The organism is Lignipirellula cremea (genome assembly GCF_056501455.1).
In genome coordinates this window covers 4915674-4931213 of record NZ_CM151415.1, presented here as the reverse complement: position 1 = coordinate 4931213, position 15540 = coordinate 4915674, and the positions used below count along the sequence as shown (strand labels likewise).

The 15540-nt window shown below is 65.0% G+C and carries 13 protein-coding genes; 2 read left to right on the top strand and 11 right to left on the bottom strand.

Annotated features, from left to right (window positions below; genetic code table 11):
- Nucleotides 1–11 precede the first annotated feature (11 nt).
- Nucleotides 12–1331, bottom strand: a complete 1320-nt coding sequence (locus SH602x_RS19165; RefSeq protein ID WP_479473841.1) for a leucine-rich repeat domain-containing protein — start codon at nucleotides 1329–1331, stop codon at nucleotides 12–14.
- A gap of 349 nt (nucleotides 1332–1680) precedes the next feature.
- Between SH602x_RS19165 and SH602x_RS19160 the strand changes: the two genes are divergently transcribed.
- Nucleotides 1681–3108 carry a hypothetical protein gene (locus SH602x_RS19160; RefSeq protein WP_479473840.1) on the top strand — a complete coding sequence of 476 codons (1428 nt, stop codon included), beginning with the start codon at nucleotides 1681–1683 and terminating at the stop codon, nucleotides 3106–3108.
- 121 nt (nucleotides 3109–3229) lie between these two features.
- Here SH602x_RS19160 and SH602x_RS19155 read toward each other — a convergent pair whose 3' ends face one another.
- Entirely contained in the window at nucleotides 3230–4012 is a 783-nt protein-coding gene (locus SH602x_RS19155) for a site-2 protease family protein (RefSeq protein WP_479473839.1), read from the bottom strand.
- 118 nt (nucleotides 4013–4130) lie between these two features.
- Complete coding sequence (gene lpxB / locus SH602x_RS19150; RefSeq protein WP_479473838.1) at nucleotides 4131–5348, bottom strand: lipid-A-disaccharide synthase; 1218 nt, start codon at nucleotides 5346–5348, stop codon at nucleotides 4131–4133.
- A gap of 460 nt (nucleotides 5349–5808) precedes the next feature.
- On the opposite strand from lpxB, the gene SH602x_RS19145 reads away from it, so the two are divergent.
- On the top strand, nucleotides 5809–6861 hold the full coding sequence (locus tag SH602x_RS19145) for a hypothetical protein (RefSeq protein ID WP_479473837.1): 1053 nt from the start codon (nucleotides 5809–5811) through the stop codon (nucleotides 6859–6861).
- 213 nt (nucleotides 6862–7074) lie between these two features.
- Here SH602x_RS19145 and SH602x_RS19140 read toward each other — a convergent pair whose 3' ends face one another.
- The 8 genes from SH602x_RS19140 to gmk form a co-directional block, all read right to left on the bottom strand.
- Nucleotides 7075–7884 (bottom strand): FliA/WhiG family RNA polymerase sigma factor, encoded by an 810-nt coding sequence (locus SH602x_RS19140; RefSeq protein ID WP_479471454.1) that lies wholly within the window; start codon nucleotides 7882–7884, stop codon nucleotides 7075–7077.
- Nucleotides 7885–8706: 822 nt separating this feature from the next.
- Nucleotides 8707–10440, bottom strand: a complete 1734-nt coding sequence (locus SH602x_RS19135) for a Na+/H+ antiporter NhaC family protein (RefSeq protein WP_479473836.1) — start codon at nucleotides 10438–10440, stop codon at nucleotides 8707–8709.
- Nucleotides 10441–10654: 214 nt separating this feature from the next.
- The gene (locus SH602x_RS19130; RefSeq protein WP_479473835.1) at nucleotides 10655–12088 is read right to left on the bottom strand and encodes a sensor histidine kinase; all 1434 of its coding nucleotides are present in this window, start codon (nucleotides 12086–12088) and stop codon (nucleotides 10655–10657) included.
- Between the two features lie 109 nt (nucleotides 12089–12197).
- The gene (locus SH602x_RS19125; protein WP_479471457.1) at nucleotides 12198–12788 is read right to left on the bottom strand and encodes a response regulator; all 591 of its coding nucleotides are present in this window, start codon (nucleotides 12786–12788) and stop codon (nucleotides 12198–12200) included.
- A gap of 436 nt (nucleotides 12789–13224) precedes the next feature.
- On the bottom strand, nucleotides 13225–13863 hold the full coding sequence (locus SH602x_RS19120) for a phosphopantothenoylcysteine decarboxylase domain-containing protein (protein ID WP_479471458.1): 639 nt from the start codon (nucleotides 13861–13863) through the stop codon (nucleotides 13225–13227).
- Between the two features lie 2 nt (nucleotides 13864–13865).
- A complete protein-coding gene (locus SH602x_RS19115; RefSeq protein WP_479473834.1) occupies nucleotides 13866–14417 on the bottom strand; it encodes a flavoprotein in 552 nt (183 codons plus the stop codon).
- A gap of 90 nt (nucleotides 14418–14507) precedes the next feature.
- Complete coding sequence (locus tag SH602x_RS19110) at nucleotides 14508–14762, bottom strand: DNA-directed RNA polymerase subunit omega (RefSeq protein ID WP_479473833.1); 255 nt, start codon at nucleotides 14760–14762, stop codon at nucleotides 14508–14510.
- Between the two features lie 72 nt (nucleotides 14763–14834).
- Nucleotides 14835–15461, bottom strand: a complete 627-nt coding sequence (gene gmk / locus SH602x_RS19105; protein WP_479473832.1) for a guanylate kinase — start codon at nucleotides 15459–15461, stop codon at nucleotides 14835–14837.
- Nucleotides 15462–15540 lie beyond the last annotated feature (79 nt).

Genomic DNA, 15540 nt, shown 5'->3' with positions numbered 1-15540 from the left:
CAGACGTTCGGTTAGGGGAGCGGGATCGCCGTGAAGATCGGCGACAGATCTTCCAGCGCCTGCGACTGCCGAACCCAAAGCAGCGGATGACCCGCCGCGTGCGGCTGAATCGCTACGTCGCAGCCCGGCGCCAGAGCGGAGAGCCGGGCCACGGTCTCGGGACGCAGTTCCTTGATCACGTAGGGCGCATAGATCATCCCGGTGGGGCGACGCTTGACGCGACGGACCTTCTCGCACTCGCGAATCAGTTCGTCGCCCGTCGCGACGACGTTGCCGTAAACGATGCAGGGGTCGGCATCGGCGGGCCGCACGCGTCGGGCGACCTCGTCGATCGCTTCGTAGGGAACCGGCGCGCCGCGAACGTCGAGATAGATCTCGAGTATCCGCTCGTTGGAAAGCAGGCCGGTCAGCGCTTCGGGGGCGATCGTCTCGCCGCCATGGAGGTTGACCGTGTGAATGCTCGGCGTCCCGGCGAGACCGTCGACGACCTCGCGATCGGTCAGACGCTCGGCCGCTATCGTTACGGACGGCGACTCTCGATGCAGGGACCAGAAGGCGTGGTCGTAGGTCTCCTGCGGCGGTCGGAAGTAATCCTCGTGAATCTCGACCGAGACGCCCCGGTCGATGAGGACCTGCAGGTCCGCAAGCTGCAACGCCGTGCAATGAGCGTCGACGTGTTTCAGTCGCGGCGCGGTCGCCAGCGCGGCGATCCCCTCCTTCGTCGTGGCGTCGTCGATCCTGATTTCCCTCAGGTTCGGCAGCGTCGCAAGCGTCTTCAGCGCCGCGTCGGTGGTGAGCGTCTGTTCGATCCGAACGACCTCGAGCGTCGGATGCCCGGCCAGTCGCTCGACCGCCGCGTCATCCATCAGGCTCGAACTCAGGTCCAGCGTTCGGAGCTTATCGCAGTGCAGAAGCGTCGCGAGAGCCTCGCCCTCGAACTTCGATCCCCAGAGATCGACTGTTTCCAAACTGGGAAGCCTGGTCAGCGGCGCGAGATCCTCCGCCGTCAGTCGCTTCGCAGGTATCGGGTCGCCGGGCGAATGCGGAGGAAAGCTGACGAAGTTGACATGATGGGCATCGGCGCCGAATTGCAGCAGGGCGTACTGCACCCAGACCGGATACGGCGGAGCGATCCCGTACGACGCGCCCCCGTCCAGAAGCATTCGCTTCGCCCGATTCTCCTCGACCGAGACGACGAACCGCTGCCGCACGCCGAAGTAGAGCGCGACGACCAGCATCGCGATCAGCAGCGCCAGCAGGTTGAAGCGGAAGAACCGCCGGGCGGACTTCTTCGCTGCGACGAAGTTCCTGGCGGACAGGTCTGCGGTCATGCGTCAGGCCGATCTGCGATGGCGAACATTCGGCGCCCTCTTCTCGTCGATTTCGCATGTTGCTGACGGGATCTGTCGCGAAATCATTAGAAAACCGGCAGGAGCGGGTCGCAAATCCGATTCTGCGAGTCGTTACCGCCCCGTGACGCGGGGCGAGAGGCGGGTCGCGCATTGCGACGCCCGAATCGCGACCTATCCTGAAGCGGCGGATCTTCGACGCACGGCAGCGCCGAAGGTTCCGTGACGGACTCGCTTCCCGCGGCTCCGCGTCCCGTCCCGCGCACAGCGTCGGTCGCCCCTCCGGCTCCCCTGCGGCGAGGGACGCCGAACAGGTTTCTCGCCTTACCGTATGTCCGGCGTACCCATGCTCTTTCCGCTGCCGTTGACGCCGTTCGAACGGTACATGTTCCTCGACGATCGGGTCGATTACCCGATGAACATGTTCTGCCGGCTGCGGTTTCGCGGGACGCTCGACGTCGACGGAATGTACGGCATGCGGCACCAGATACTGGACCGGCACCCCCTCAGTCGGGCGATCGTCCGAAAGGACCGCCGCGGACGTCTGGTCTGGGCAGACGCGGGCGACGCGAATCGTTTCCAGCGTTACGAACTTCGGTCCGATGGATCGTTCCCGGCGGTCGATCGCATCGACCTGACGCAGGAGCCGGGCCTCCGGGTCTGGAGCGCGGTCGGAATCGACGAAGCGGGCGAAAAGACGACCGAAGTCACCTTTCAGATTCACCATGCCTTCGCCGACGGCGTCGGCGCGCTGCAGATCGCCCACGACTTTCTGCTGTCGTACCACGCGGCGCTGACGGGCGTTCCGCAGGAAAAACGCATCCTCCGCACGTACCAGCCGGAACTCCTCCGGCAGCGGATGTCGATGGGGCTGACGTTCTGGAAGCTGATGGCGATCATGCCGCAGCAGTCGGTCGGACTCGCCGGCATTCGGCAGTTCTTCTTCCGGAAGCCGGTCCCCCTCGGTTGCGACTTCGAGGCGCCGGACGACGTCGCGCCACCTGATTTTCCGTCCGCGTTGACGTTCGATCTCGACGTCGAAGAGACGGCACGATACGCCGACGCCGCGCTTCGCATCGGGTCGACGGTCAACGATCTGCTGGTCGCCGACGTCTTCGCCACGGCGGCCGACTGGCAGAAGCGCTTCGGCCTGGAGAGCAAGCAGTGGCTGCGGATGATGACGCCGTTCAACCTGCGTCAGTACGCTGATCGGCGCCTTCCCGCGGCGAACGTGGTGAGCATGGTTTTCCTCGACCGGACGCCCGAGCAGATCGCCGACGACGGAGGGCTCCTGCGCAGCCTGCGGGAGGAGATCTCCCTGATTCAGCGCCTCAATCTGGGGCTCACGTTTCCGCTCGTGCTGGGGGGCATGGCCCGTCTGCCGGGCGGCATCGGCATGATGACCAAGAAGAGCGAATGCAAAAGCAGTTGCATCCTCACCAATCTGGGCGAGCCGTTCGCCAAGCTCCGCCTGCCTCGTGAAGCGGACGGCATCCGCGTCGGCGACGTGACGCTCACCGGCTTCGATCTGGTCGCGCCGATTCGCCCGCTGACCCGGCTCGCGTTGACCGCGTTCCGTTTCGAGGGCCGTCAGGCGCTGAACCTGCACTGGGACTCGCGTTCGGTGAAGCGCGAAGAAGCGACCGCGTTTCTGGAAGACTGCTTCCGCCGGATGCGGGCCCGCATCGCCGGCGACGCGTCGTTCGCGCCCGTTTCGGGAGAGGCTCGCGCCGCCGCGATGAGCGCCGAACCGCTTTGATCGACGGAACTCTCCGGGGCGAGCGGAGGGTGTCAGCCCTCCGTGTCCTCGAAGCGTCGTCGGTTCGCGATACCCACGGAGGGCTGACACCCTCCGCTCGCCGAATACGACCGCGACTCGCTCAGAATCGCGACATCTGCTGGATCATCTGCCAGTTGCTGTAGGCCAGCGATCCGAAGATCAGCAGGATGAAGATCCCGCCGAGCCCGGAACTGAACAGCAGAACCGCCGCGCCGATCGACGTGAACATCGACAGGTAGAGCGACTTTCGTAGTCCGTCCGGGGCCTGCGCGAGGGTGAACAGTTCTCGCGCGATCTGACCGCCGTCGAGGGGATAGATCGGCAGCAGGTTGACGAGCCCCCACGTCACGTTCACCCACAAGATATTGTTCAACAGCGCGTCGAGTCCCGGCTTGTCTTCCAGGTAGACGAACGGAATCGGCAAGTACCAGAGCCAGCCCAGGTAAATCTGTACGTCGGCGATCTTGCAGAGCACGAGCGTCGCCGCGGCGACCAGGAATCCGGCGAGCGGTCCGGCGAACGAGATCTGAATCTTGCGGATCGGCGTCATCCGCGCGCGGGGACGCCAGCCTGATTCGTAGAAGCCTCCTCCCCCTCCCCCGCCGGCAGGAATCGCCAGTCCGCCGAAGGAATAGAGGACGACCGAGGGGTGGTCGCCGTAGTATCGCATGACGACGGCGTGACCCAGTTCATGGATCAGGATCGAGAAGAAGACGACGCCGACCCAGATCGCCAGCAGCATCGGAGCGTTGGGCTCGTTCATGCCGCCCGAGGCGAACATGATCAGCGACACGAGCCAGAAGAACGGATGGATCCGGACAGAGATATCCCCGATACGAAAGTTCAGGTCGAACTGCGTTCGCTGAGGCTCGAGCAGAAACATGAGCGACGTGGGAGGGAACCGCGGAATCGCGGCGAGCCTTCTGCCCTCCGCCTGATCGCCTCCAGTCTCCCGGTCCCCGCACTCATCCGCAAGCGGATGAGGTTTCGCGGGTCCGACCTCACGCCGCCTTGCGGACGGGGCGTCGATAGAGATCGGTGAGCCGATCGAGCAGGAACGCGGCAGCGCGAACGCTGGCGCCGGGGCGAGCGTACCGTGCGGCCAGATCGTCCAGCATCGCGACCCGCCGATCGTACTCCGTTTCGTCGGTCAGCCAGTGGACCAGATGCCGCGCCATATCGTCGGTGCGATCGCGATGGGTGGCATATTCAGGGAACGGGACGTTCTCCGCCCCGGGCGCGTCGGGCTCGTACGGCACGCGTCGTTCGATCCACGGATTCGGGTCCGCCAGAAGATTGACCAGCGTGCAGTACTTCACGTTCACCAGGAACGTCCGGCAGGCCCAGTACAGCGTCGGGCTCACCCGGTAAGAGATCACCGTCGGCTTGCGCTCGGCCATCAATTCCAGCGAAACGGAACCCGAACAGGCGAGCACCGTCTTCGCCGCGCGAATGATCTCCGGCGTCCTGGCGGAGTAGACGACCGCGCCGGGTAGCTCCCGCGCGACCATCTCCCGCGCACGATCGGCGTGAGCGTCCTTGAACGCCGCGACGGCGAATCGGGCGTCGACGCCGGAAGCGAGGATCTTGTTCGCCGTCCTGAGCAGGTCCGGCAGGTTCTTCTTCACCTCCTGATCGCGGGAACCGGGCAGGAGCGCGACCAGCGGACGGGGATCGTCGGACAACTCGTCGACGAGCGTCTGGTCGACCTTCCGCTGGCTCGTCTCGTCGAAGAAGGGATGGCCGACGTAGGTCGCCGCCACGCCCCGCTCGCGATACCACGGCTCTTCGAAGGGAAGCTTGCACAGGACGTGATCGACCAGCCGCCGCATCTTTGCGACCCGCCACGACGCCCAGGCCCAGATCTGCGGTCCGCCGTAGTAGTAGACGGGAATCCCCCGCTCGCGCGCCCGGGCGGCGATGTGCCAGTTGAAGCCTGGGAAGTCGATCAGCACGACCGCGTCGGGTCGTTCCTTCGCCAGCACGGCGTCGGCTTCGGCGACCAGCCGGCGGAACGTCCCGAATTTCTTGATGACGGGGAGAAAGCCCATCACCGCATGCTGGGTCAGGTCTTCGATCGGGCGAAGACCGGCGGCGACCATCTTCGGCCCGCCGAATCCGATGCAGCGCAGCCCTGGTTCGGCCGCGCGAAGCTGGGCGATCAGGTTCGAGCCGTGCAGATCGCCGCTCGGCTCGCCTACGGAGAAAAAGAGCTTCATGCTGGTTCTCGACTTCGCGATCCTTCGCGAAGCGAAGAAGAAAAAGTGCGGCGCGTCGAAGATCGACGCTGGGCAGTCGATGGACGATCCGCCCAGTCCGTCCGCATTGGAGGATTATCGCCCCGAGGCCATTCGTCCGCCTAGAGCGATTCGACGGCGGGCTCGGCGTCAGGCGTTTTCCGCCGCCTGGTCGTCATTCTCTGCGACCCCGCGAGCGGACTTTGAACTTGCCCGCGGCTTCAGTCAGACGGAGGATAGTTCTGATGTCTCGGGGGCCAGGAGTCGGGGAAACGACGTCATGCAGCATGGACAAGCTCGTCGAATCGCGGCGATCGCGTCGATTTGTCTCGCTCCGATGCTCACGGTTCCGTCGCGGGCAGTCGAGGATTCGGAAGTTTCCCGTTTGCTGCAGCTCGTCTGTGACCGCTCGGGAGATGGTCAGTTCGAAGCCGCCGAAGCTTTGGCAGATCTCGATTCGCCAGGGGCCGCGAAAGGGATTAGGGAGCGGCTCGACGCGGAGAAGGATTTCCACGCAAGGCTCGCGCTTTGCTTCGCACTCGCGGGCCGCGGCGAAAAGGAGCCGCTGCAAGAACTGATCGACTCGCTGAGTCGGTCAGGGCATTTCGGATCGATCTTCCTGCGCCACGCCACCGGTCAGAACTTCGGCTGGGACCAAACTCGCTGGCGAGAATGGTATGCAGAGACCACGCCGGAAGAGTTCCGCCAGTTCATCGTCCAACTGCGCGCACGTCGACCGATGATGGAAGAGTTCTCCCGTTTCGGCCGCGTCTTCAGCGCCGAGTGGTTCGGATCGTTCCGAAACGCCGAGACAGGACAGCTGGACCCTCTTCCTGACTTTATGCAGATCGACGAGAAGGAAAAGCAAACGATCCTCGACTCGCCGACTGCGAAGGCGTGGGAGCTTTATTCGAAGGCCATCAAGGCGCTTCAAGAACGAGGCGATCGGTGCGAGGCGGCGGGGCTGTTCGGTGAAGTCGCAGATCGGTATCCGAACACGTTCTACGCGGAGGAATCTCGTGAACTCGAAGGCTTGCTGAACGAGATGACCGTCGAGGATCAGTTTCGGCGCTTCCGACCAGACATGCGGCCTGTCGACAAGCACGCTCGAATCGAAGACCTGATCTTCCGCCTGCGTGACGTCCAGGCATACCAGTGGTCGCAGCCTGGTCATTGCGACGTCCTGACCAGCGGAGCGTTCCGCACGGAGGCGAATGCGGCAGAGGAGCTTCGCGATCTTGGTCCCGAAGCGATCCCCGCGCTTGTCGCGGCCTTGGACGACCGGCGTCCGATCCGGGCAATCGGCTACTGGCGGACGTTCAGTCCGACGCGAGTCATTTTGCGGGTGCAGGACGCGGCGATGCAGATCCTCCAACGCGTCTTGCCGCAGCCGCTCTACGTCGCCCGAACGACGAACTCTTACTTCTCCACCGAAGATCCGAAGACGCGGAAGAAGATTGCAGCAGCGATTCGTGACGCGATTTCCCGCGAATGACTGACGAACCGCGCCAAATTACGAAAAACGGCCCGGGGAGCGAGGGATCTCCCAGGGCCGGACGGAGAAGCCGCAAGGCTTCGTTTACGCAAACAAGCTGTCGCTCACGTCAGTTCGCTGAAGGTTTTTTCGATCGTGCGTAGGTCAGTTCCAGGCGAGCGGAGGGTGTCAGCCCTCCGTGGCCCGCTACTTTGAGGCACGCGGCTCGTAAGGTCACTGAACGCCGAATTCAATGCGACGCTTGCCGAGCTGTTCCTGCAGTCGGGCGACGATGCTGGAATGCATCTGGCTCACGCGGCTCTCGCTGAGCGCGAGGGTGGCGCCGACTTCCTTCATCGTCAGTTCCTCGTAGTAGTAGAGGATGATGATGAGGCGTTCGTTGCGATTGAGCCCCTTGGTGACGAGCCGCAGGAGGTCGCCCTTCTGGATGCGGCGCGTCGGGTCCTCGCCCTTCTTGTCGTCGATGACGTCGATTTCCGAGACGTCCTTGTACGAGTCCGTCTCGTACCACTTCTTGTTCAGGCTGATCTGGTTGACGACGTTCGCCTCCAGCATCATCTTCTCGACCTCCTTGGCCGGAAGTTGCAGCCGCTCGGCGAGCTCCTGCTCCGTCGGCGCTCGGCCGAGCGAATCTTCCAGGGTCTTCGTCGCTTCGTTCAGGCGATTCGCCTTGGAACGAACCAGACGCGGGACCCAGTCGGTCGAGCGGAGTTCGTCCAGCATGGCGCCGCGAATGCGCGGCACGCAGTAGGTCTCGAACTTCACGCCGCGACCGAGGTCGAACGCGTCGATGGCGTCCATCAGGCCGAACACGCCGGCGCTGACGAGGTCGTCCAGTTCGACGCCGTCAGGAAGTCGGGACCAGACCCGCTGCGCGTGATACTTCACGAGCGGAAGGTAGATCTCGATCAGCCGGTTGCGGATCGTCAGACTCGACCGATCCTTACAATGCTCCTGCCAAAGGAGCGCAGATTCCTCAGCGACGCTGACCGCCGTTGCCATACCATCCTCCCTGAAGACCAAAGGAGCGCGTCGAACGCCCCCCGACGACGTCTCGCTCTGTTCGATACGTACTGCACCGCCCGACGTCGCAGTCTCGCGACTGCGGGCCCTATCCCTGTGGCGCAGCTTCGCCCCGCGAACGAACGGGCGTCCGTCGGACTTTGACCGGTCCCGCGCATTCCCGCGGAACGCACGGCGCCGCGAGCGTCAGCCCGCAGCGTCCCGAGAATCGGTCGTCGATCGACGGGCGCTCAGTTCCGCCCGAACCGTCATTTCGTTCGCATGTCGAAGGTTCCGCTCTTCGCCTCGTCCCGCCTCGCGAAGAGACCGAAACGAAGCGACGAACTCCGAACGCCGTTACGCAGGACCGTCGCACGCAGGAACGCAGGCTCGAACGACGAACGTTCGTCGGCTGGCCCGTCCTGCATGGGACGAACGCGCGAAGCGCACAGAGTCTCGATCGGACGAAATCGGATCTCCCGACGACGACGACGATTCGGCAGCGCCGTCGACGGACAACCTCTCCCCTGGCGGTCGATGCAGCGATCGATCGCGGGAGCGGAAGTCTGTCGGTCGGAGCGGCACGATTCCGCAGCGTCAGCCGGGGAATACGATTCCGGTATCCTTGAATCGTCCGGCTCCTGACGAAAAAAGAGTCGGAGTTCGCAGTTTCGGTACTTCCGAAGATTTCCCGAAGGATTCTTTCCGGACGGACGCACACGACCTGAAAGCCTTCGCCAGCCGGCGCTTTCGGCCGAAAGCGCGCGATGCGTGCGACTGTCGCGAACAGGCGTCAGAGCTTGCGCGACCCGCCCGATCGCCGCGACAGGCGAGCGGAGGGTGTCAGCCCTCCGTGTCCGCGTCTCGATCGTTTCGGCGACCGACGATCCAAAGCGTCAGGGCGATGCCTGCGGCGCCTGCCGCCAGCCCGAGATAGGGCGACCATCCGAACCCGGCCGGGAGCGTCCCCAGCAGGATGGCGAACGCCGCTGCGCAAATGGCGTAGGGCGCCTGCGTTTTCACGTGGGCCACGTGATCGCAGCCGCTCGCCTGGGAGGAAAGGATGGTCGTATCGGAAATCGGCGAACAATGATCGCCGAAGATCGCCCCCGCCAGGACGCTGCCGATGACGGCGAACAGGACCGTCGACGCCGACTGGTCGTAAGAGCCGTTCGCCGCGGCCGCGCAAAGCGCCAGAGCCAGCGGCATCAGCAGCGCCATCGTCCCCCAACTCGTGCCAGTCGCGAACGACATGGCCGCCGCCGCGAGGAAGACGATCGTGGGCAGGGCCCAGGCCACGGAAGAGGCGTTCTGGCGTCCGCCGACGATCCAGTCGAGGACGCTCTCCAGGTAACGTCCCGTGTAGAGCGAGCGGCCGGAGAAAGCGAAGGGGTCGTTCCCTTCTGCGGCAGCGATCTCCTGGGCCGTGAACCCGCCCGCCGGCTCCAGCGGTTCGTTCTTCGTCATATTGGCGATCGACCCCGCCAGCCAGAGCGCCGCCAGCGCCGGCAGCGTCAGCTTGGCCCCCTGCCCTGCGGCCGCGACGATGCCGTCCCACGACAGCAGTCGCGACGTCCACGTCCAGGCGGCGGCGACCGCGATGCCGGCGACCGATCCCCAAAGAAGCGATCGGTAGGAATCGCACGCGCCGAAGACGTTCATCAGCGTCAGTTCGGTGTCCGACTCGCGGCAGTTCGCGACGCCGGTCACGACCATCTGGTACAGGATCACCGCCACCGCGACGCCGATCGGCACGACCGCGTGATACCACCGGGCGTTCGCAGGATGCGGCTGTTCATGGGCGGCCGCGATGAATTCCGCCTTGGAAACGAACTCTCCGTCGACGCCAGGGTCGTCAGGCGGCTCCTGCGGCGGAACCTCCTGCGCCCGACGCTCTGCCGCATGCATCGCGGGAAAGTCTCGATTCCAAACCGCGACCAACAAGCAGAGAAAGAGCGTCAGCAGAACGTAGAAACGAAAGGGAACGCTCTGCAGAAACGCCTCGACGCCGGAGATCTCGCCGCTCCAGCCGACGGCGGAGAGCCCCTCGTCGATATATTGCAGCTCGCCGGCGATCCAGGTCGAAACGAGCGCGAGCCCTGCGACCGGCGCTGACGTCGAATCGACGAGATACGCCAGTTTCTCCCGACTGATTCGCAGGCGATCCGCGACGGGTCGCATCGTCTGGCCGAGCAGGATCGTATTGGCGTAGTCGTCGAAGAAGATGACGAGGCCGAGCAGCCAGGTCAGGACCATCCCGCGCCGCCGGGTCGAGGTGAACCGGACCGACGCCGCGACGAGCGCATGCATTCCGCCGTTCGCCTGCACGATGCCGGACATGCCGCCCATCATCATGGTGAAGGCGAACACGGCCAGCTTGTCCGGCTCGATCAGCGTCCGCCAGAGATGGTATTCCAGCGCCTGACCGACGGCGGCGATCGGGTTCCCGCCCGCCAGGACGAGCGCCCCGACGAACACGCCTGCCAGCAACGACGGCAGCGGCTTCCTGGTGACGATCGCCAGCACGATCGCCGCGAGCGGCGGAAGCAGGCTCAGAGCGCCGTAAGAATGCTCCATCGGTCCGAGCGACGGGGTTCGAGTGCGAACGAGGCTGTGTGCCACGGCTGGCTCGTCCAGCCGTGCCGAAGGAGAGCCGACTCTACGACTAGTTCCGCCACGCTTTTCGTATACGCCGGCGCAGTATCGGAACGTCTCGACGACGGCACGCGCACGAGTCGCGCAGCACGGCTGGGCGAGCCGGCCGGGGCGATCGAGCTCGCAGGTCCGTTCGTTAGCCGTCGGCCGCGGGCGGCAACAGCCACCGCATCGCCAGGCCGCGGGGAGAGCGTTCGCGGCAGCGGAGCGATCCGCCGTGATTCTCTACGATGCGACGCGCCTTGGACAGACCGAACCCCTGTCCCCGGCCCGCCTCGCGCCCCGAATAGAACGGGTCGAACAGCCGCTCCCTCGCGACGTCGGATAGGCCCGATCCTTCGTCGACGATCTCCGCCAGGCAGAAGGTTCGCGGCCCGTCGCCGTGATCCTCCTGAACGACGGAAGGACCGCTGACGACGATTCGCGTTCCCGAGGGCGACGCTTCGATCGCGTTCCGCACCAGTTCGTCGAAGATGACCTCGATCTGCGACGGATCGGCGGCGATCCAGACGGGTCGCTTCGGCAGGTCGGTCCGTTCGAGCCGGATGCCCTTGGCGGAGGCGTCTTCCTGCCACTTCGCTGCGAACCGATCGAGCGCGGCGGTCCAGTCGACGCGGGCGAACTCCGGCGTCGGAGGTTCGGCCACCAGCGTCAGGTTCTGAATCATCGTGAACGCCCGGAAGGCCTGGCGCTCGATCGTGCGGAGCTTCGCGAGACGATCCTGGTCCGGTTCGTCCAGCGCGAGCGCCTGGGCGCGGGAAGCGATGTTCGCCAGCGGATTGTTGATCTCGTGACTCGCCCCGTAAGCGAGCGCCTTCATCGACGCCCAGCGTTCCGCGTCGAGCCGTCGCAGGATCTCCGCCTCGCTCGCCCCCTGCGCGAGAACCAGTTCCGCCGACCGCTGCAGCGTTCGATGTGCGAGAGACGCGCCCGCTTCGGAAGTTCGCAACCGCAGCGAAGGCGATCCGCCGGTCCGCGCGTCCGCAGCGCATACGAGCAGTTCGCGCTCGAACGCGCGCTCGTCGATTCCGTGCCGTAGGACCGCGCGACGCCAGAGTCTCCGCCAGCCCGCCGGCAGCGGAAGATCGTTCCACGGAAGCGCCCCGCAGGGGGCGTCGATCGAGTCGTCAGTGATCTGAAGCGAGGCGTAAGCCGGCGCGGTCGCGGCCGCGCGATCGAACGCGAGCTGCGGATCGTCGGCGCTTCGCACATCCCGGAGCGGCGTCGGAAGCGCCTCGTTCAGCCGGCGTTCGAGCTCGGCGGCGTCGAACGGGACCGGAGCCGCCGCGTAAGCTCGTTTCTCTTCGCCGAGCAGGAACCGGGCGAAGCCGCAGGCGAGGACGGTTCGTCGAAGCTCGTCGATCGACTCGCAGAGACCGCCGGAGCGGGCGCCGGCTCGCACGAGGCTCCAGGCCAGAAACGAGGGCGAACGGCAAGCCCGTTCGCGAAAGAGCTCGATCGCTTCGGCTTCGGGAGCGAGCGCCAGGCCGACGAGTCGCCAGGCTTCGGACTCGTCGAGCGGGGGCGCGAACGGCGCCGCGCTGCGATCGGCAGGAGGATAAGTCAGCATCGTCGCCCCGGCCGCTGCGCAATTCGCGGGCGCCGCGAAAATCGCGGTCGCTGCGCCGCGTCAGGATCGTCCCTGTCCGACCGTCGATTCGCGTTCGATCGATTCGCGCTCAATACGAGCCCGAGTAGTCCATCTGCAGAAGCTGGTAAGAGCGCTGCATGAGCTGGTCGACGGAGAACGGCTTCTGCATGAAGTCGTCGGCGCCCGCTTCCTTGAGCTCGGCGATCTTCTGGTTCTCGATCATGCCCGAGATGCAGATGATCTTGACGTGGTCCATCGTCTTGTCGGTGCGGACCAGATGACAGACCTCTTTGCCGTTGATGTCCGGCAGCATCACGTCGAGGACCACCAGATCAGGGCGGAACTCCTTGACCAGCATGCCGGCCTCGAAGCCGTTGTTGGCCGTCCTTATCTCGAACGCCCCGTCCCGCTTGAAGACGTCGACCAGCATCTCGACCAGATCGACGTCGTCGTCGACGATCAGCACCTTCCGCGAGGCGCTTTCCAGGTCGTCGGTCGGAATGCCGTTCTCGCGCATGAAGGAGAACAGCGCGTCGCGCGGAATCCGGCGGAAGCGACTTCCCGGCACGCGGAAGCCCTTCAGCGATCCGTTATCGAAGCAACGGATGATCGTCTGCTGGCTGACCTTGCAGATCTTGGCGGCTTCGCCCGTCGTGAAAACGGTCTTGGTCGTCGACATAGCGCTTGATCGTTCCTCTCCATAGGTACGAAACCGGACCGCCGACTCCTCGGTCGGACCCGCGCGTCGACCGCCTGGCGATCGCTCGCATCGACGAAGGGCGGGTTGAAACGAGAGCCGCAAAGATCGGGCTTGCGACTGAACGACGCAAAGTCCCCGTTCCGAACAGGATACGGCGACTACCGCATCTTCCAAGCTTGCCGATCTTGCCGAATGTACGGATTATAGTGATCCTCCCCCCGCCGTCAAGGTTGAAGCATTCAACCTAAGGCCTTGCATTGTCGCCAGTTGGGGCGTCTTGCCGAGATTGCCGAAATTAATTCCGGGAGCGAACGATCGAAGACCGCCGAAACGTCGCGGGCTTGAGCCTCGCCTTGGTATCGACACGTTTTCCACAGAGGCGAGGCGATCGCGGGCCTTTGCAAGTCCGGCGAGATCAGCCCGTCGCGTCGAGAATCCGCGTCTCGATCGCGTCGAAGATCGCATCGGCCACGGCCCGTTTCGATCCGGCGAAGCGGCAGACGACCTCCCCGGTCGAGTCGAGGATCTCGATCTCGTTATCCTCGGCGTTCATCGCCGAGGGACCGTTCACGACCATCAGCCGGCACTGCTTCTTCTGCATCTTGACGATGGCGCGGAAGCGGCTGTCCTGGGTCTCGAGCGCGAAGCCGACGAGCCACTGCTCCGCCCGACGCTCGGCCCCAAGGGTCGCGACAATGTCGGGCGTCTCGACCAAGTGCAGTTCCAGAGGCTGACCCGTCTTCTGGATCTTTTGCGTCTCGACCCGCACCGGGCGATAGTCGCAAGGCGCCGCGGCGCCGATCAGGCCGTCGCAGTCGGCGAACAGTCGCCGGCCCTCGTCCAGCATCTCCTCCGTGGACGTCACCCAGACGACTTCGGCGGCGTCGGGATAGCTGACTTCGACCGGCCCGCTGACGATCACGATCGCGTGACCCCGCGCGAGACCCGCCTCCGCCAGGGCTCGTCCCATCCGACCGCTGGAAGCGTTGGTCAGATACCGGACCGGATCGAGATACTGTCGCGTGGGGCCCGACGTGATGAGGATGCGGGCCACGTCTACGTTCCCTCGGCGATCAGCGCCTCGATCGCCTGGAAGATCGCGTCGGGTTCGGACATGCGTCCCGCCCCCCGGTCGCGGCAACTGAGCCAGCCTTCCTCGGGTCCGACGATCGTCACGCCATCTTCGCGGAGCGTCGCGACGTTTCGCTGCACGACCGGCTTGTTCCACATCTCCACGTTCATCGCCGGGGCGAACAGAATCGGCCCGTCGAAGCAGAGATAGGTCGTCGAGAGCAGATCGTCGGCCAGGCCATGCGCGGTCCGGGCGAGAAAGTCCGCCGTCGCCGGCGCCACGATCAACGCCTTGGCCGCCCGGGCGAGTTCGATATGAGCCCCGAGCGGATAGCGTTCCGGCTCGAAGATCGACTTGGCGACCGGCCTGCCGGAGAGCGCCGCGAACGTCGCCTCGCCGACGAAACGTTCCGCCGCGGGGGTCAGAATGACCTGCACGTCGCGTCCCGCCTGCGCAAGCTTGCTCGTCAACGCCGCGGCCTTGTACGCCGCGACGCCTCCCGTAACGCCGAGCAGAATCAGATTCCGGTCAGCCATGCGGCGGGCGTGCTTTTTGAGTCGACGGAATGCGCCACGAACTCGGGGGACGCTCGTCCCCCGCTCAGAAAGGCATATGCCGTCGTTCGACTATTCCAGCGTGCTGAAGTCGAGGTAGCCTTCGTGGCCTTCGACGACGGGGCGGATATCGTTCGACGTGTCGAGTTCGATCTTCCCGTCGCGGATCTCCCGAAGGACGATCTCCATCTTGCTCGAACCGGGCATGTCCACCAGAGGACGGCTCCCCTGGTTGAGCTGCACGAGCCGCTTCTGGATCAGGGTGGAGAGCTTGAAGCGCCCGCCGACCTGATTGACGATGTCTTCTTCCTTCAGTTCCTCATGCATGCGTTTCGCTCCGTGAGACGGACGACGTTCGTGAATCGATAGGGCTCGGCGACTCGCCGGGCGATGATCGGGTTAACCGTGCGGCCCCTCGACGACCCCTTCGGCGGCGAGCGCCGATTCGATGTCGGCGACGGCCTGGTCGACGTGGCGGTTGACGATGCGGTAGCGGTACTGCGGGGCGATCTCCCACTCCCGCCGGGCGACCTCCAGCCGGCGGCGAATGTCTTCCGGCGAGTCGGTGTTCCGATCCGTCAGGCGACGCTCCAGTTCTTCTTCCGATTCCGGCTCGACGAAGAAAGTCAGCAGTTCCGGGCACTTCTCCCGAACGGCCTGCATCCCCTCGACGTCGATCTCCAGAATGACTGTCTTTCCCTCGTCGAGGCGTCGTTCGACCTCCTCGACGAGCGTCCCGTACCAGTGACCGCGACCGAAGACCTCCTTGCACTCCAGAAACTCGCCCGCGGCCTTTCGCCGGTCGAATTCCTCGTGGCTCAGGAAGCGGTAGTCGACGCCGTCGACCTCCCCGGGACGCGGCTTTCGCGTCGTCGCCGAGCAGGAGAGCGCCAGCGGAAACCGCTGTCTTCCCAGAAGCGCCCGCACGATCGTGGACTTGCCCGCGCCTGACGGTCCGGAAATGACCGCGAGGCGACCCCGCCGGCAATCCGGCTGGCGAATGGACTGCGAGGCGTCCTCAGGCACGGCGACTGCGGCGATCTGGCGGATGGCGTAAACCCTGAAATTTACACCGTACCGGCCCGATCCGCTAGTCTGCCGCCGA